This window comes from Streptomyces sp. Ag109_O5-10, from assembly GCF_900105755.1.
Classification (GTDB): domain Bacteria; phylum Actinomycetota; class Actinomycetes; order Streptomycetales; family Streptomycetaceae; genus Streptomyces.
On sequence record NZ_FNTQ01000001.1, the window covers coordinates 376,146 to 392,662 of the forward strand.

Annotated in this window: 16 protein-coding genes; 7 read left to right on the plus strand and 9 right to left on the minus strand. The window is 72.7% G+C overall.

Annotation, left to right across the window (positions count from 1 at the left end):
- Positions 1–22: 22 nt before the first annotated feature.
- The gene (locus tag BLW82_RS01925; protein ID WP_093497153.1) at positions 23–877 is read right to left on the minus strand and encodes a PaaX family transcriptional regulator; all 855 of its coding nucleotides are present in this window, start codon (positions 875–877) and stop codon (positions 23–25) included.
- A gap of 286 nt (positions 878–1,163) precedes the next feature.
- On the opposite strand from BLW82_RS01925, the gene BLW82_RS01930 reads away from it, so the two are divergent.
- On the plus strand, positions 1,164–1,769 hold the full coding sequence (locus BLW82_RS01930; RefSeq protein ID WP_093497154.1) for a GOLPH3/VPS74 family protein: 606 nt from the start codon (positions 1,164–1,166) through the stop codon (positions 1,767–1,769).
- Positions 1,770–1,939: 170 nt separating this feature from the next.
- Here the strand turns inward: BLW82_RS01930 and BLW82_RS01935 are convergent, their stop codons facing one another.
- The 5 genes from BLW82_RS01935 to BLW82_RS01955 are packed head-to-tail and all read right to left on the minus strand — an operon-like array spanning position 1,940 to position 7,307.
- Positions 1,940–2,809, minus strand: coding sequence for a carbohydrate ABC transporter permease (locus tag BLW82_RS01935; RefSeq protein WP_093497155.1), 870 nt, complete (start codon positions 2,807–2,809; stop codon positions 1,940–1,942).
- A complete protein-coding gene (locus tag BLW82_RS01940) occupies positions 2,806–3,768 on the minus strand; it encodes a carbohydrate ABC transporter permease (RefSeq protein WP_093497156.1) in 963 nt (320 codons plus the stop codon). Before BLW82_RS01940 ends, BLW82_RS01935 begins: the two co-directional genes overlap by 4 nt.
- On the minus strand, positions 3,762–5,063 hold the full coding sequence (locus BLW82_RS01945; RefSeq protein ID WP_256215598.1) for an ABC transporter substrate-binding protein: 1,302 nt from the start codon (positions 5,061–5,063) through the stop codon (positions 3,762–3,764). The genes BLW82_RS01940 and BLW82_RS01945 overlap by 7 nt, the downstream gene beginning before the upstream one ends.
- A complete protein-coding gene (locus BLW82_RS01950; RefSeq protein WP_093497157.1) occupies positions 5,060–6,049 on the minus strand; it encodes a GNAT family N-acetyltransferase in 990 nt (329 codons plus the stop codon). Before BLW82_RS01950 ends, BLW82_RS01945 begins: the two co-directional genes overlap by 4 nt.
- A 55-nt stretch (positions 6,050–6,104) precedes the next feature.
- Positions 6,105–7,307, minus strand: coding sequence for an exo-beta-N-acetylmuramidase NamZ family protein (locus BLW82_RS01955; RefSeq protein ID WP_093497158.1), 1,203 nt, complete (start codon positions 7,305–7,307; stop codon positions 6,105–6,107).
- Positions 7,308–7,470: 163 nt separating this feature from the next.
- On the opposite strand from BLW82_RS01955, the gene BLW82_RS01960 reads away from it, so the two are divergent.
- On the plus strand, positions 7,471–7,659 hold the full coding sequence (locus BLW82_RS01960) for a hypothetical protein (protein ID WP_093497159.1): 189 nt from the start codon (positions 7,471–7,473) through the stop codon (positions 7,657–7,659).
- A 173-nt stretch (positions 7,660–7,832) separates the two neighbouring features.
- On the plus strand, positions 7,833–8,147 hold the full coding sequence (locus BLW82_RS01965; protein ID WP_177232801.1) for a hypothetical protein: 315 nt from the start codon (positions 7,833–7,835) through the stop codon (positions 8,145–8,147).
- A gap of 74 nt (positions 8,148–8,221) precedes the next feature.
- On the opposite strand, the gene BLW82_RS01970 is transcribed toward BLW82_RS01965, so the two are convergent.
- Entirely contained in the window at positions 8,222–9,415 is a 1,194-nt protein-coding gene (locus BLW82_RS01970; protein ID WP_093497161.1) for a glycosyltransferase family protein, read from the minus strand.
- A 176-nt stretch (positions 9,416–9,591) separates the two neighbouring features.
- On the opposite strand from BLW82_RS01970, the gene BLW82_RS01975 reads away from it, so the two are divergent.
- The 4 genes from BLW82_RS01975 to BLW82_RS01990 all read left to right on the plus strand — a co-directional run bounded on the left by BLW82_RS01975 (position 9,592) and on the right by BLW82_RS01990 (position 15,057).
- Positions 9,592–11,037: a glyceraldehyde-3-phosphate dehydrogenase gene (locus tag BLW82_RS01975; RefSeq protein ID WP_093497162.1), complete on the plus strand. Its 1,446-nt coding sequence runs from the start codon at positions 9,592–9,594 to the stop codon at positions 11,035–11,037.
- Between the two features lie 168 nt (positions 11,038–11,205).
- Positions 11,206–12,729 carry an alpha-N-arabinofuranosidase gene (locus tag BLW82_RS01980; RefSeq protein ID WP_093497163.1) on the plus strand — a complete coding sequence of 508 codons (1,524 nt, stop codon included), beginning with the start codon at positions 11,206–11,208 and terminating at the stop codon, positions 12,727–12,729.
- A gap of 16 nt (positions 12,730–12,745) precedes the next feature.
- On the plus strand, positions 12,746–14,047 hold the full coding sequence (locus tag BLW82_RS01985; RefSeq protein WP_256215599.1) for an alpha-galactosidase: 1,302 nt from the start codon (positions 12,746–12,748) through the stop codon (positions 14,045–14,047).
- Positions 14,048–14,049: 2 nt separating this feature from the next.
- Positions 14,050–15,057, plus strand: a complete 1,008-nt coding sequence (locus BLW82_RS01990; RefSeq protein WP_093497164.1) for a LacI family DNA-binding transcriptional regulator — start codon at positions 14,050–14,052, stop codon at positions 15,055–15,057.
- Positions 15,058–15,078: 21 nt separating this feature from the next.
- Here the strand turns inward: BLW82_RS01990 and BLW82_RS01995 are convergent, their stop codons facing one another.
- Positions 15,079–15,783, minus strand: a complete 705-nt coding sequence (locus BLW82_RS01995) for a class F sortase (protein ID WP_093497165.1) — start codon at positions 15,781–15,783, stop codon at positions 15,079–15,081.
- A gap of 110 nt (positions 15,784–15,893) precedes the next feature.
- Positions 15,894–16,325 carry a hypothetical protein gene (locus BLW82_RS02000; protein WP_093497166.1) on the minus strand — a complete coding sequence of 144 codons (432 nt, stop codon included), beginning with the start codon at positions 16,323–16,325 and terminating at the stop codon, positions 15,894–15,896.
- Between the last annotated feature and the right edge of the window lie 192 nt (positions 16,326–16,517).

A 16,517-nucleotide genomic window follows, 5' to 3' on the forward strand; every position in this document is an offset into this window, starting at 1 on the left:
ACCGGGGCCGGGGCCGGGGGCGCTACCGGGTGTGTATGACCGCCAGGGCGTGGGCGCGGGCGGGCTCCCGCAGGGTCCTGTCCAGTTCCTCGAAGAGCGCGCCGGCGGTTTCCCCCATCCAGCCCGGCGGCAGCAGGGACAGCGGCAGTCCGGGGTCGCGGTACGGGAGCCTGCGCCACTCGGTGAGCATCGGCAGGTAGATCCCGAACGCCTCGCGGGCCGGGACCGCGCCCACCGCGGCGCGCTCGCGCACAGGGCGGTAGCGCTCCAGGAAGTCCGCGTACAGCGCGGTGAGCTCGTCGAGGTCCCACCACTCGCGGACCTTCGCCGACAGGTCGCCGAAGGCGAAGTGGTCACCGGTGAAGATGTCCACGTACGGCGTCAGCGCGAGGCGTTGCAGGGTGCGGCGGGTCTCGTCGGCCAGGATGCCGGGCGCCACCCACACGCCGGGGGCCGCGGTGCCGAAGCCGAGACGGGTCAGGGCGGTGCGCAGGGCGTGCCGCTTGTCGCGCTCGGACTCGGGCACGGAGAACACGACGACGAGCCAGCCGTCGCCGGCCGCGGCCCGGTTCCGCTCGAAGATCCGCACGTCACCGTCTTCGAGCACCTCCAGCGTGCCGGCGGAGACGGCGTACCCGGCGGCACCCTCGTGGCGCTCCCCGCGCAGCACCCCGCGCCGCTTCAGCCGGGAGACCGCCGAGCGCACGGCCTGCCCCTCCACGCCGAGGTCGGCCATCAGGCGTATCACGGAGGCGACGGAGAGCCAGTTGTGCTCACCGCGCGCGTACAGCGCGAAGAGGGTGATGATCAGCGGGCCCAGCCGGCTGTCCCGGCCGCCCGCGCCGACGGTGGACGACGGCCCGACGTGCGCTGTCATGCCCACCCACCTCCGGCCGGAGTCACCCTTCTGATCGCCCAGCAGCCTACCGCGCGTGCGGGAGCCGCGGCGGCGCAGCGGATCACTGCCGCGGGGCCCCGCCGCGCACGTCGCGCCGGGCGCGCCTGGCGACGTACAGACCGGCGGTACGGCGCGGGCGGCGGCGTCCGACCGGGCATCGAATGCCGCGGCGCCGTCGTTCTCCCTGACACCTCTCGGTACCTCTGGTACCTCTAGTGCTCCAGATACCTCTGGTGCCTTCGCCGTCTTTTTTGGGGAGTCCGTCATGACCACACCCCGGGACCTGTTCCTGGTCACCGTGTACGACGCCGCCGCGCGGCCCGTCGAGCAGGGTGACCTCTCGCTGGCGCTCGCGGGAGCCGAACTGGTCGATCTCATCGACGCCGGGGCGGTCGCGCTCGACGACGAGCTCATCGTGCCCGCGCCGGCGGGCGCGACGGAGGACCGGCTCCTGGGCGAGGCGGCGGCGGCGCTGCGCCGGGAGACGCCGTACGAGTCGGTCGAGGACTGGCTGTGGCGGCGGGGGCGCGGCCTGGGCGCCGCCTACCTGGACGCCCTGGAGGCGGACGGGACGGTCGCCCAGCAGCGGCGGCGCTGGCTGCCGCTGCCGACCGGGCGGACGGAGGCCCCCGACTCGCCCGAGCGCGCGCGGGCGCACGAGCGCTGGGCGTCCGGGGAGCCCGTGCTCGCCGCCCTGGCGGCCGCGGTGGGCATCCGGGACGAGGCGGCCAAGGACCTCGCGAGTTCCGTCTCCGACCCGATCGTGACGGTGGTGGCCGCCGTGGACGACGCCGTGACGGAGCTGGCAGCCGTGCGCCAGCGCAGGGAGATCGAGGACGCGGCGTTCGACAACGTCTGGCGCGGCCTGTGACGGTGGCTGCCGTGCGACGGCGCCCGGAGCGCCCGTGAGCACCGCCGCCCGGGCGCCTCGCCCGGGCGGCCTGCCGTCGTGCCGGCACCGTTCCGGCCGTCACTGGGCCGCCCCCTGGCCGGCGCGACCGCGAACCACCTGCCGTCGAGCCCCTGACCGTCGCGGGGCCCTCACTTGAGGCCGCTGAGCATGACGCCCCTGATGTAGTACTTCTGCAGCAGCAGGAAGAGGACCAGGACCGGCAGGACGCTCAGGACCAGGCCGGCCATGACGATGGGCAGGGTGCGCGTCGGGTCGACGTAGTCCTGGAGGAACTGGATGCCGACGGGCAGCGTCATCACGTCCGGGTCGGCGGTGGAGACGAGCAGGGCCCAGATGTACTCGTTCCAGGCGTCGACGAAGGTCAGCAGGCCGAGGGTGACCAGGACCGGTTTGGTCTGCGGGACGACGATCCGCCACCACACGGCGAACTCGCCCGCCCCGTCGATGCGCGCGGCCTCCAGGACCTCGTCCGGGAGGGAGACCATGAACTGGCGCGTCAGGAAGATGCCGAAGCTGCTGACGAGGAACGGCATGGCCAGGGCCAGGATGCTCACGGTCAGTCCCGCGCCGCCGCGCCCGAGCAGGTCGTTGCCGCCGGCCAGCGGCCAGTGCACCAGGATCAGGAAGTGCGGGATGAAGAAGAGGAACGGCGGGAACATCATCGTCGACAGCACCAGACGGAAGACGAAGTCCCGGCCGGGGAAGCGGAGTTTGGCGAGCGCGTAGCCCGCGAGCGACGACGTGAGCAGCACCGAGCCGGTGATCGTGGCGGTGGCGACGACGCTGTTGCGGAAGAGCACCGGCAGGTCGAGCTGGTGGACCGCCGCCCGGTAGTTGGACAGGTCGAACGCCTTCGGCAGGAACCGGTAGGGCAGGGTGCCCGCCTCGTCCGGTCCCTTGAAGGACGTCATCAGCATGTCGGCGAACGGCACCACGGTGAGCACCGCGCCGGTCGCCACCAGCAGGTACGACAGCCACGGGAAACGGCGGCGGATCACGCGTCCTCCCCCTTGCGCCGGAAGAGCCACAGCTGGACCAGCGTGACCACGAGGACCACCGAGAACAGCACGAAGGCGGCGGCGCTCGCGGTACCCCAGTCGCCGTAGGAGAAGGCCTGCCGGTACATCTCCAGGGCGGCCACGTCGGTGGCGTCCCCGGGGCCCCCCTTGGTCATCACGATGATCAGCGCGAAGGACTGCAGGCCGGTGAGGAACTGGGTGACGCACACGAACAGCAGGGACGGCCGCAGCAGTGGCAGGGTGATCCGCCAGAAGACGGTCGCGGGCCCGGCGCCGTCGAGCGCGGCGGCCTCGTAGTAGGACTCGGGGACGGACTTCAGCCCGGCGGTCAGGACGAGGATCGCCGAGCCGACGGAGGCCCAGGCCTGGACGACCACCACCGCGGGCAGTGCGGTGTCCGGGTCCTGGAGGAACGCCACCGAACCGAGCCCGACGGCGTTGAGGACGCCGTTGACGAGTCCGCCCGGCTGGTACATGTACTTCCAGACGTTGCCGACGGCGACGACGGTCGTGACGATCGGCAGGAAGTACAGGGTGCGCCACAGCCCCTGGAACCGCAGTTTGTCGATGCAGGTGGCGACGAGCACCGAGCCCGCGAGCGCGAGGGCCACGGTGCCCAGGGCGAAGAGCAGCGTGTTGGTGAGGACCGGCGTCAGGAACGCCGAGCCGTCGGCGAACAGGTCGGCGAAGTTGTCCAGGCCCACCGGGTGGATGTCGCCGAGGTCGAACCCGGCCCAGCGGGACGTCGAGAGGAGCACCGCGAAGCCGAGCGGCAGGGCGAGGAAGACGGCGTAGAACAGCAGCGTGGGTGCCAGGAAGAGGTAGGCGACGACGGCCTGGCGGCGACGGTTCCGTGCCTGGATGCGGAGTCCGATGGCGGTGGCCCCGCCGTGCGCCGCCCGTTCGGTGGGCTCCGGGGCCAGGGTGGCGTTCACCATGACCGCGCCACCTCCTGGTCGACCTGGCGGCGGGTGGCGCGCAGGGCCTCGTCGACCGTCTGCTGACCGGTCCACAGGGCCTCGATGTTCTTGCGCAGCAGCGACTTGGCCTGCTGCGCGCCGGGCACGTTCGGTTCGGGTACGGCGTACGCCAGCGCGTCCAGGAACGGACGCAGGTTCGGGTCGCCGCCCGCGCCGAGGAGCCTGCGCATGTCGCCGGCGCGGCCGGTCAGGGAGCCGACCGACGCCTGCAGCGCGCTCATCCGGGTCGTCCCCCGCACTTTCTCGGTGTTGAGCCAGCGCAGGAACTCCCAGGCCTCGTCCGGGTGCCGGCTGGCGGTGTTGACGCCGAGCATGAAGCCGGTGGAGAGGGTGGCACGTCTCCCGCCCGCCCCGGGGAGGGGCACGGGAGCGACGCCGACGTCGCGGTAGGCCGGGCCCATCAGCGCCTTCAGGTTGGCGGTCCACCAGCCGGCGCTGATCACCATGGCCACCTGTCCGGAGGCGAACGCCTGGTAGACGTTGACGCCGGGGGCGCTCGCGCCCCTGTCGACGAGGCGGCGCTCCAGCTCGAAGACGGTCCGGCCGGCCGGCGAGTCGATGGCGGTGCGTCTGCCGTCGGCGGAGACGAACCGCCCGCCCGCGGCGTTGAGCAGGGCGAGGGTCTGGCCGACGGTCGTGGAGTCGTCGAAGGCCGACAGGCCGAACCCCTGGACCAGCGTGTTCCCGTACCGGTCCTGCCGGGCGGTCCGGTAGGCGGCCTCCTCCAGCTCCGGCCAGGTCCGCGGCGGGCCGTGGACGCCGGCCTCGCGCAGCAGCCGCCTGTTGTAGTAGAGGGCGTAGGTCTGCATCTCGGTGGGGTAGCCGTAGACCCTGCCCGCCACCGATGCGGAGCCGGCCGCGGCGGCGCCGTAGCCGCGGCCGATCTCCTCGGCGTGCTCGGGCGGCGCGGGCCGCAGCACCCCGGCGCGGACGAGCTGGCCGTTCCACAGGCAGTAAGGGTGCAGGATGTCCGTGCCCTGGCCCGCCGCCTGCCGGACCATGAAGGTGGTCAGCAGGTCGGTGAACTCGACGGCCTTCGTCCGCACCTTGACCCGGTCGTGCAGGGCGTTCCACTCGTCCACCGGTCCCTGGAGCGCCTTCTTGAGCTCCCCGCTCGCGTAGTGGGAGAGCAGGGTGAGGACGATGGGGTCGCCGGGCCGGCCGGTGCCCCGGTGCGGGGCCGCGCAGCCGGAGACCAGCAGCGCCGAGGGCAGCGCGAGCGCGAAGTGGCGCCGGCTCAGTGACGGTGTCACCGGGCGGCCTCCCAGCGCAGCACCTTGAACACCCGGGTCGTGGTGAAGCCGCTCTTGCGGTAGAGGTGCCCCGCCGGGGACTGCGCGCCGGTCCACAGGAACCACGCGGAGTGCGCGCGCAGCGCCCGCATCCGCTCCAGGACCAGGTGGAGCAGGACCTCGCCGAGTCCGGTGCCGCGCATCTCCTCCAGCACGCCGATCGGCCCGAACCGCTCGTCCACCGAGTCGAACGCCCCGTGCATCGCCCAGCCGACCATCCGGCCCCCGGGGTCGCGGGCCGCGACGATCCGGTCGAGCGGTGTGCCCGCGGTCAGGCACGCCCGGATCGTGGCCGCCCAGTCCGGCCCGAAGTGGCCCTGGGCGAGGGCGAGGAGGTCCACCAGGTCGTCGTCGGCCGGGGTGCCGAACCGGTAGCCCCGCGCGGTCAGCTCGCCCACCCGCAGGGCGACCTCGTCCGGGACGCGGTAGCCGACCAGGACGCGGTCCATCGCCGCCGCCTCGTACAGGGCGCGAAACCCCAGGGAGTCGAGGAGGCCGGCCGCCTCCGGGTAGGCCTCGGCGTCCAGTCCCGGGAAGACGTAGTTCGGGGTGTACGAGGAGAAGTCCACCCGCGTCCGGCCGTGGCCGTGCAGCCAGTCGAGGGCCTCGGTGAGCAGCCGGCGGCCGAGGCCCTGCCCGCGGGCGTCCGGGTCGACGAAGAAGAACGGGATCCAGCCCTGCTCCGGTTCCAGGTCGGTGCCGGCCATCGGGGTCAGCCGGCGCACCGCGTAGGCGGCGCCGACGACCCGGTCGCCGTCGACGGCGACCCGCAGCCCCTCAGGGTCGAAGTTGGGGTCGAGCAGCACCAGCGAGCGGAACCGGTCCGCGGTGACGGGGTCGGCCGGCGCGCTCCGCCGCCACGCCGCCACGACCTGCGGTCCGTCGCCCGCGCGGAAGCCGCGGGTCGCGGTCCGGGTGGTCGTCGTGAGAGTCGTGAGGTCGGTCATCGACGGGGTGTCCTTCCGAGCGGGGCGGCAGCTGCCGGGGAGGCAACGGCGGGTCTCAGGGGTAGAGCAGCACGTCGTCGCCGGCCCACCGGCCGGGCGGGGCCGGCGGGTCGCACAGCGGCAGCGGGTCGTCGCCCGCGTCGACGGTGCGCCGCAGCCGGTCGGATCCCCACAGCAGGTCGACGACGTGCCGGTGGCCCGTCCCCTCGGCGCCGCCCTCGGTGTCCGTGGTGTGCCAGGCGAAGTCGTCCGGGTACAGCCGCCGGAGCACGGCGAGCATCGCCACCGCGGTGCGTACGGGAGTGAACGCCGCGCGGTCGGTGACGTGGAGTTGGACCCCGCGCAGTTGCCGTCCGGCGTGTCTGTGGAAGGCCGGCACGAACCGCAGGTCGCGGAAGTGCACGCCGGGCAGGGCGAGTTCGGCGAGGGCGGGCGCGAACCGGGCGTCGAGGTAGGGGGCGCCGACGATCTCGAAGGGCTGGGTGGTGCCGCGGCCCTCCGAGAGGTTCGTGCCCTCGAAGAGGCTGGTGCCGGGGTACACGGCGGCGGTGGCGGGCGTAGGCATGTTCGGGGAGGGGGCGATCCAGGGCAGGCCGGTGGCGGCGGCGTCCAGGGCGCGCCGCCAGCCGAGGGCCTCGATCACCGTCAGGTCGGCCGCGTGCCCGGCGGCGCGGGGCACGGCCGACGCGTTGAGATGCCGGGCGAGTTCGCCGCAGGTGAGGCCGTGCCGGACGGGGATGGGGGCGCGTCCGACGAAGCTGGCCCACGCCGGGTCGAGCAGCGGGCCCTCGCTGACGAGTCCGCCGAGCGGGTTGGGCCGGTCGGCGACCACGAAGCGGATGCCGGTGCGGGCCGCCGAGACCATCAGGTCGAACATGGTCCACACGTAGGTGTAGCACCGGGCCCCGATGTCCTGGAGGTCGTACACCAGGGCGTCGACGCCGCTGTCGATCAGCAGCTTGTCGAGCCGCTCGCCGTGGCACCGGTACGTGTCGTGGACCGGCAGGCCGGTGCCGGGGTCGGTCCGGGCGGTCTCGCTCTCGCCGGCCTGGCCGGTGCCGTGCAGTCCGTGTTCGGGACCGAGGAGGGCGACCAGGCGCGCGCCGGCCTCGAGCAGCGCGGGCGCGGCCGGGCGCAGGTCCGGCAGGACACCGGTGTGGTTGGTCACCAGCCCGAAGCGGCCGGGACCGGCGAGTGCGGGCGCCGCGTGCAGCCGTGCGATCCCGGTCGTCACGGTGCCGCCGTCGTCCGTGCTCATCCCTTGCCCCGTCCGCCGGTGAGATCTCCCTCGAGCGATGGTCTGGAATTTACTCTTATGTCACGCAATTCCGGCAAGGAATCGCGGGGAACCGGATTGCCCCGTTGGTGTGACGACGCCGCTCCCGCCGACTCCCGTGCGCGTCGCGGGCGTTGGAACAGGCATGGGTCTCAGTGACACCCCTCCCTTCGCCCAACTGTCCGACGCCTACTGGCTGGACAGTCCCCACCTGGGCGAGGACGTCCCCGACCCGGCTCCCCCGGCGCCGCCGCCGTCCTTCACGTGGCGGACCGCGATGGTCGGACTGTCGGCGCTCACCGTCGCGGTCGCCCTGGTCGTGGCGTTCGTGTGAGCCCCCGGCCGGCCGGGCCGCGCGTCACGACACGCCGACGCGCGTCCCCCGGACGTGGGACCTCGCCGTGTCGCTGGGACGTCCGGGCGCGGTGACGGTGTGTGATGGCGCCGGGTCTCGGTGCACCCGAGGCCCGTCGGTCATCGTTTTCGCCGTTCCCGAAGGACTCCACCATGCGCCTGCTCCGTCCGCTCGCCGTCACTCTCGGCGGGCTCGCCCTCACCGTCATCACCATGGGACCGGCGTCCGCCGCCGACGGGACGTTCGTCTGGGTGGGGCCGAAGGGCAAGGCGTACGCCATCCAGAACCCGCCGGACCGCAAGTGCCTCGACATGGCGCAGGAGGCGCGTGGGCCGCAGAACGCGACGAAGAAGACGCTCGCCGTCTACAGCAAGGCGAAGTGCAAGGGCACCGAACACCGGCTCGCCCCCGGCCGCTCGGCGTCCGGCAGCGTCCGCTTCGCCAGCGTGGTCTTCAACCCCCGCTAGGCCGCGGTCCGTCCGGTCCTCCGGTGGCGCCGGTCACGTCGTGGTGACCGGCGCCACCGGTCTGTGTGCGGGCGTCACAGGGGTGCGCGGGCGACCGCCATGACATAGGCGCCGAACAGCCACGAGACCACGGCGAGGGCGCCGACGACGAGGACGGTCTGCGCGGGACGCACGCGCCGGCTGTCGGCCAGGGCGCGGGCGAGCGGGATCAGGAGGGGGAAGGCGGGGAGCAGGAAGCGGGGCTTGGAGGAGAAGGAGCCCGAGCCGGCCGCGACCACCAGGACCAGGACGCCCGCGAAGACCACCAGGACCAGCGGGGCGCGGTCCAGGCAGAGCAGGCCGAAGAGCAGCAGTCCCGCGGCGACGATCACCAGGTCCGCCGCGTAGACGAAACCGCCGCCGTGCAGTAGCAGGTCCTTGACGAAGCGGAGTGAACCCGCGCCGAAGTCGAAGCGGGAACTCCAGGCGTCCTGCACCTGGAAGTAGCCGTGCAGGAGGCTGCCGGTGCGCCGGCCGACCCACAGGACGTAGCCGAGCCAGCCGAGTGGGGCGAGCAGGCACCCGGCCCACAGGGCGAGCGGGACGCGGCCCCGTCGCCGTACCGCCTCGTGGGCTCCCGCGGCCAGGACGGCGGCCGCGACCGCGAAGCCGGTGGGGCGGGAGAGTCCGGCCAGCGCGGCCAGGCAGCCGGCCCACAGCCAGCGGCGCGTGAGGACGCAGTACAGGGACCAGGCCGCGAGGGCCGAGAAGAGGGACTCGGTGTACGCGATGGTGAGTTCGACCGACTGGGGCAGGACGGCCCACAGGACGACGAGCGCGGCGGCGACGGCTCGGCCGTACAGGTGATCGCCGATGCGGTGGATGCCCCACGCGGCGACGACGGCGGCGTTCCAGGAGACGGCCAGCGCGGCCTTGCCGGGGGTGAGGGGCAGGACCGTCGTCACGGCGCGGACGAGCCCGGGGTAGAGCGGGAAGAACGCCCAGTCGGTCTGGACGGCCCCCTTGCGGGTGATCAGGATGAGGTCGCCGTACCCGTGGGTGGCGATGTGCAGGTACCAGCGGGCGTCCCAGGAATGGGCCAGGTTCGCGACCAGGGGGCGCCCCACGGCGTGGTTCGCCAGGGCGACGGCGGCGACTCCGGCGAGCCGGACGGCCGCGAACAGGACGAGGGCCGGCACCAGGCCGGACGGGACGCGGCGGCCCGGTGCGGGGTGGGCGGGGCCGGTCTGCGCGGTGGACCCGGGCCGCGGGACGGAGGACGTGCTCACGCTCCGACCTTCGGCAACGGCCCGCGTGCGCGCAACACGGCACGGAGGCTTCTTACGGTCTTCCGCCGGGGTTCGGAACTTCGCGACCCGCATCACACCCGGACCCCCTTGATCGATCATTCACCGGGCGGTTTAGCATATGAGCGCCACCCAGCTCGATCGAGAGATTCAGGTCTGTGACTGTCAACGACGACTCGTTCACCAACTGGAAGAACCGCGAGGAGATCGCGGAGTCGATGATCCCGCTCATCGGGAAGCTGCACCGGGAGCGGGACGTGACGGTCCTCCTCCACAGCCGCTCCCTGGTGAACAAGTCGGTGGTCAGCATCCTCAAGACCCACCGCTTCGCCCGGCAGATCGACGGTGCCGAACTGTCGGTCACCGAGACGATGCCGTTCCTGCGGGCGCTGGCCACGCTGGACCTCGGCCCCTCCCAGATCGACATCGGCATGCTGGCCGCGACCCACAAGGCCGACGACCGGGGCCTGAGCGTCGAGGCGTTCACCGCGGAGGCGGTCGCCGGGGCCACCGGCGCCAACAAGATCGAGCAGCGCGAGCCGCGGGACGTCGTCCTGTACGGTTTCGGCCGCATCGGCCGCCTGGTCGCCCGGCTGCTGATCGAGAAGGCGGGCTCCGGCAACGGCCTCCGCCTGCGGGCCATCGTGGTGCGCGGGGCCGGCGGCGAGGACATCGTCAAGCGCGCCTCGCTGCTGCGCCGCGACTCGATCCACGGCCAGTTCCAGGGCACGATCACCGTCGACGAGGAGAACAGCACCATCCTCGCCAACGGCAACGAGATCAAGGTGATCTACGCCGACGACCCGTCCCAGGTCGACTACACGGCGTACGGCATCCGGGACGCGATCCTCATCGACAACACGGGCAAGTGGCGGGACCGCGAGGGCCTGTCCAAGCACCTGCGCCCGGGTATCGAGAAGGTCGTCCTGACCGCGCCGGGCAAGGGCGACGTCCCGAACATCGTGCACGGCGTCAACCACGACACCGTCAAGCCGGACGAGCAGATCCTGTCCTGCGCCTCCTGCACCACCAACGCGATCGTGCCGCCGCTGAAGGCCATGGCCGACGAGTACGGGGTGCTGCGCGGCCACGTGGAGACGGTCCACTCGTTCACCAACGACCAGAACCTGCTGGACAACTACCACAAGTCCGAGCGCCGCGGCCGGTCCGCGCCGCTCAACATGGTCATCACCGAGACGGGCGCCGCCTCGGCCGTGGCGAAGGCGCTCCCGGACCTCAAGGCGCGGATCACCGGCAGCTCGATCCGGGTCCCGGTCCCGGACGTGTCGATCGCGATCCTCAACCTCCAGCTGGCCCGCAAGGCCTCCCGCACGGAGGTCCTCGACTACCTGCGCGAGGTGTCGCTGACCTCACCGCTGAAGCGCCAGATCGACTTCATCACCGCCCCGGACGCGGTCTCCAGCGACTTCATCGGCTCGCGCCACGCGTCGATCGTCGACGCCGGCGCGCTGAAGGTGGAGGGCGACAACGCGATCCTCTACCTCTGGTACGACAACGAGTTCGGCTACTCCTGCCAGGTGGTCCGGGTCGTCCAGCACGTCTCGGGCGTGGAGTACCCGACGTTCCCGTCCCCGGCGGTCTGACGCCCCTCGCCCTCCGGCAGCCCGGCCCCCCTGTGCGTACAGGGGGCCGGGCTGTGCGCGCTCTTGACGCGATCACGGCCCGATGGCAGCTTTTTATCGATACAACCGATCTCACGAACCCTGTTCCATATATCGAACGAATCGGATCACCCGGACAGGAGCCCCCGCGTGCCCACCGCCAGCGCGATCATCAACCTCGACATCGAGGGCCCGACGATCAGCCGTCACCTCTACGGCCACTTCGCCGAACACCTCGGCCGCTGCGTCTACGGCGGCTTCTGGGTCGGCGAGGACTCCCCCGTCCCCCACGAGGGCGGCATCCGCCTGGACGTCGTGGCAGCCCTGCGCGCCCTGGACATCCCCAACCTGCGCTGGCCGGGCGGCTGTTTCGCCGACGAGTACCACTGGCGGGACGGCGTCGGCCCGCGCGAGCAGCGGCCCCGGATGGTCAACACGCACTGGGGCAACGTCGAGGAGAACAACCACTTCGGCACCCACGAGTTCATGGCCCTGTGCGAACTCCTCGGCGCCGAGCCCTACATCAGCGGCAACGTCGGCTCCGGCACGGTCCGCGAGATGAGCGAGTGGGTGGAGTACCTCACCCGGGACGGCGACAGCCCCATGGTGCGGCTGCGCAAGGAGAACGGCCGCGAGGAGCCGTGGCGCGTGACGTACTGGGGCATCGGCAACGAGACCTGGGGCTGTGGCGGCAACATGCGCGCCGAGTACTCGGCCGACCTGGCCCGCCAGTACGCCACCTACTGCCGCGACCACGGCGACAACAAGCTCTACCGGATCGCCTCGGGCGCCTCCGACGCCGACTACAAGTGGACCGAGACGCTGATGCAGCAGATCAGCTGCTTCGGCTGCGAGGCCACCCCCAAGAACTTCTTCCAGGGCATCTCCGTGCACTACTACACGCTCTCCGGCCCCTGGGAGGCCAAGGGCAGCGCCACGGAGTTCGACGCCGAGGACCACTACCGCACGATGCTGTCGGCCCAGCGCATCGACCGTATCCTGACCGGCCACTCCACCGTCATGGACGTCTACGACCCGGGACGTACCGTCGGCCTGGTCCTGGACGAGTGGGGCACCTGGTGGGACGTGGAACCCGGCACCAACCCGGGCTTCCTGTTCCAGCAGAACACCCTGCGCGACGCGCTGGTGGCGAGCACCCACTTCGACGTCTTCCACCGGCACGCGGCCCGCCTGCACATGGCCAACATCGCCCAGACCGTCAACGTCCTCCAGGCGATGCTCCTCACCGACGGCGACGCCCTGGTCCTGACCCCGACCTACCACGTCTTCGAGATGAACAAGGGCCACCAGGACGCCACCTCGCTCCCCGTGCACCTGCGCGGCGAGGGCACCCGGCGCACGGTCGGGGACGCGGAGCTGGAGACGGTGTCCGCCTCGGCCAGCGTCAAGGACGGCACCGTCCTCATTTCGCTGAGCAACCTGGACGCGGCGGAACCGGCCGAGATCACCCTCGACCTGCGCGGTGGCCGCCTGGGCGAGCCGGCCGCCCGGATCCTGACCGCCGACAGGCTCCAGGCCCACAACACACCCGAGGCGTCGACCGCCGTCTCCCCCCGGGCGTTCGACGGTGTGGCCGTGACCGCCGGCGGACTGCGGCTCACCCTCCCGCGCCACTCGTTCGTGACCGTCCAGGCTCGCCTGGACCGGCACTGACCCGCAGGAGCGCCCCGTGACCCGGCCCGCACGCCCGCTGCCCGCCCGCCGTCTGCGACCGCCCATGGGCTGGAACAGCTGGGACTGCTACGGCACCACCGTCACCGAGGAGGAGGTCCTCGCCAACGCCGCGTTCATGCGTGAGCACCTGCTCCCGCACGGCTGGGACACCGTCGTCGTCGACATCCAGTGGTACGAGCCCACCGCCCGTGCCCACGGCTACAACCCCGACGCCCCGCTCGTCCTGGACGGTCACGGCCGTCAGCTCCCCGCCCCCAACAGGTTCCCCTCGGCCGCGGGCGGGGCGGGGTTCGGGCCGCTGGCCGCGCGGGTGCACGGCATGGGGCTGCGGTTCGGGCTGCACGTCATGCGGGGCGTCCCGCGGCGCGCGGTGAAGGCCGCACTGCCCGTGCTCGGCACCGGGTTCACGGCCGCGGACGTGGCCGACACCGGGTCCGTGTGCCCCTGGAACTCCGACAACTACGGCCTGAACCACGACCACCCGGGCGCCCAGGCCTACTACGACTCCCAGGTCGCCCAGTTCGCCGCCTGGGGCGTGGACTTCGTCAAGGCCGACGACATGCTCTTCCCGTACCACGAGCGGGAGATCGCCGCCTACGCGCGGGCTATCGAGCGCAGCGGGCGGCCCATCGAGCTGAGCCTCTCCCCCGGTACCGACATGTCCCTCGCCCGTCTGGACCACCTGCGCGAGCACGCCACCATGTGGCGGGTCTGCGACGACCTGTGGGACCGCTGGGAGGACGTCGAGGCGCAGTTCGCGCGGATGGCCCGCTGGGCCCCCTGGCAGGGCCGCCACGGCTGGGCGGACGCCGACATGCTGCCGCTCGGCCGCATCGGGATCCGTGCGGAGCGCGGCGCGGACCGCCGGTCCCGCCTCACCCACCCGGAGCAGATCAGCCTGCTGACCCTCTGGCTCATCTCCCGCTCCCCGCTGATGATGGGCGGCGACCTGCCCACCTCCTCGCCCGGGACCATCGCGCTGCTCACCAACGACGAGGCCCTCGACGTCCTGTGGCACAGCACCGGCAACCAGGAGGTGCTGCGGGAGCGGGACCTGGTGCTGTGGACCGCCCGGGACACCGACGGGCACACCCGGTACGCGGCGGTGTTCTCGCTCGCGGACGAGGAGCGGCGCGTCGAGGTGCCGCTGGGGTCGGTCGGCGCCACCCCCCGCGACCACGTCCGGGAACTGTGGACCGGCACCGCGGCCGCTCACGACGGCCGGCACCTGACCGCGGTGCTGCCCGCCCACGGTGCCGCCCTCTATCGTCTTGCCGAGGACAGCCGGCGGGAGTGAGTGTGGCGACGATCCAGGACGTGGCGAAGGCGGCCGGGGTGTCGGCGATGACCGTCTCCAACGTGATGAACGGGCACCCCAACGTCCGCCCGGCCACCCGCGAGCGGGTCCTGGAGGCGATGGACCGGCTGGGTTACCGGGTCAACATGGCCGCGCGCAACCTGCGCAAGGGCCGTACCGGGACCATCGGCCTGGCCGTCCCCGAGATCAACCGCCCGTACTACGGCCGGCTGGCCGCCGCCATCATCGCGGCGGCCGGCCGGCACGGCCTGCGGGTGAGCATCGAGCAGACCGGCGCCCGCCGGGAGAGCGAGCTGGCCGCTCTCTCCCAGTCCCGCAACCGGCTCTACGACGGTCTCATCCTGAGCACGGTCGGCATGGGACCGGCCGATGTCGGGGCGCTCGACGTCGACCACCCGGTGGTGATCCTCGGCGAGCGGATCTTCGGCGGGCCCGTCGACCATGTCGCCATGCCGAACGAGGCCGCCGCCGAGGCCGCGACCCGCCATCTCGTCGAGCGGGGCTGCCGGCGGATCGCCATCATGTGCGGGCGGCTGGGCGGTGAGGCCGACGTGTCGAGCCTGCGGCACGCCGGGTATCTGCGGGCGCTCGCGGCCGCGGGGCTGCCGGCCGACCCGGAGCTGGTGGTGACGGCCGAGTCGCTCACCATGCAGGCGGCCGCCCGCGGTGTCCGCGAGCGAACGGCCCGGGGCCTCGGCTTCGACGGGGTGTTCTGCGTGACGGACACGGTCGCCATGGGCGTGCTGCGCGCTCTCGCCGACGCCGGGATCCGGGTGCCGGAGCAGGTCAAGGTCATCGGCTTCGACAACGTCGACGAGAGCGCCTACCTCGTCCCTTCCCTGTCCACCGTCGACCCGGACCACGACCTGATGGCCGAGCGCGCGGTCGCCCTGCTGGCGGCCCGCATCGACCTTGACGGTCCGGGCCCGGAACGGGAGGAGTTCGCCGGTCCGTTCCGGCTGGTGGTGCGGGAGTCCACGGGTGGCTGACCCTGCAATGCCGGTGCGGTGTCAGACCAGGTGGGCGAAGACCACCAGGTTCTCCGTGTAGTCCCTGACGTCGTGGTCGTAGTCGCCGGCGCAGGTGATCAGGCGTACCTCGGGGCGGCGGGTGTCCGCGTAGACGCGGTCGCTGGGGAAGTCGTCCTTCGCGAAGGTCTCGGCGTCGTCGACGACGAAGTCCGCCTCCGTGCCGTCGGCCCGGTCCACCGTGAAGCGGTCGCCGCGCTCCAGTTCGTCCAGCCTGGCGAAGACGGCCGCCGAGGTCACGGTGTCGACGTGCCCCGCGATGATCGAGGTGCCCGCCTCGCCGGGTGCCGCGCCCTTCGAGTACCAGCCGACGAGGTTGGTGTTGGCGGCCGGCGGGGGCTCGAGCTGGCCCGTGGGCCCGATGGTGAGGGCGGTGAAGGGGGCGTCGACGGAGATCTTCGGGATGAGCAGGCGGATCGGCGTGGACCGGGACAGCGCCTCGCCGGTCCGGCGGGGGTCGGCCGAGGGCAGGGCGTCCGTGCTCTCGGCCCCGGTGGTGCCGGGGGTGTCGGCGGTGTCGGAGCCGCCCGGGTGGCCGCCGATCAGCGCCACGGCGACGAGCAGGGCGGCGATGCACCACACGGGGAGCCGTCCGCCCGACGGGGGGCTGCCGGCGCCGTCCCGGTCGTCGGGGCCGTCGGGCTCGGCGGGGGCTTCGGGGATCTGGGTGGCGGGGCCAGCTGCCATCGGAGGTCACCTTTCTGGGGCACGGCAGCGGGAGGGCGGGACACAGGGGGCACGGTGCCGTCGGAGTGTGGAGCGCCGACGGCACCGCGGCCCCCGCATGCGTGGGCCCATCAGGACGCGGACCCGGGCACTCTCCTGCGCCGCAGCGCGTAGGCACCGCTGGCCGCCACGCCGAGCACGGCCAGCCCGCCCGCGGTGACACCGGACGAGGCGAGGGCGCCGCCGCCGGTGTGCATACCGCCGTGCGGCCGGTCGCTCCCCTCGTCGTCGCCCCACGAGGAACCGCCCTGGTCCTTCCCCCTGCCGCCCTGGTCCTGTTTGCCCCCCTGGTCCTGCTTGCCGCCCTGGTTCTGCTTGCCTCCCCCGTCCTCGTCGCCTTGGTCCTTGTAGGAATTGGGGTCGAACCTGCTGTCGTTGCTGCTGTAGGAGGAGTCGCCTCCGTCGTCCTGGTCCCCCGACCCCGCGGCATGGGCCGCCGGGGCGGAGAACGCGAGGGCCGCGGTGGCGGCCGTGGTCGCGAGGATCATGCGGGCAGAACGCATCTCGATGTCCTTTCGCCGCGGCCGGGCGCCGATACTCCATCAGCTGTAACGACCCGGCCCCGACATGAACCACCGTCAGTCAGCCCCGCGGCGCGCACCATCCAGGCGGCCCATCCGTGGTCGCGACACGCCCAACACCGCCCGGCTGGGCCAATCCCCTGGCCGGGCACACCGCCGTTCGGGCGGTCGCGG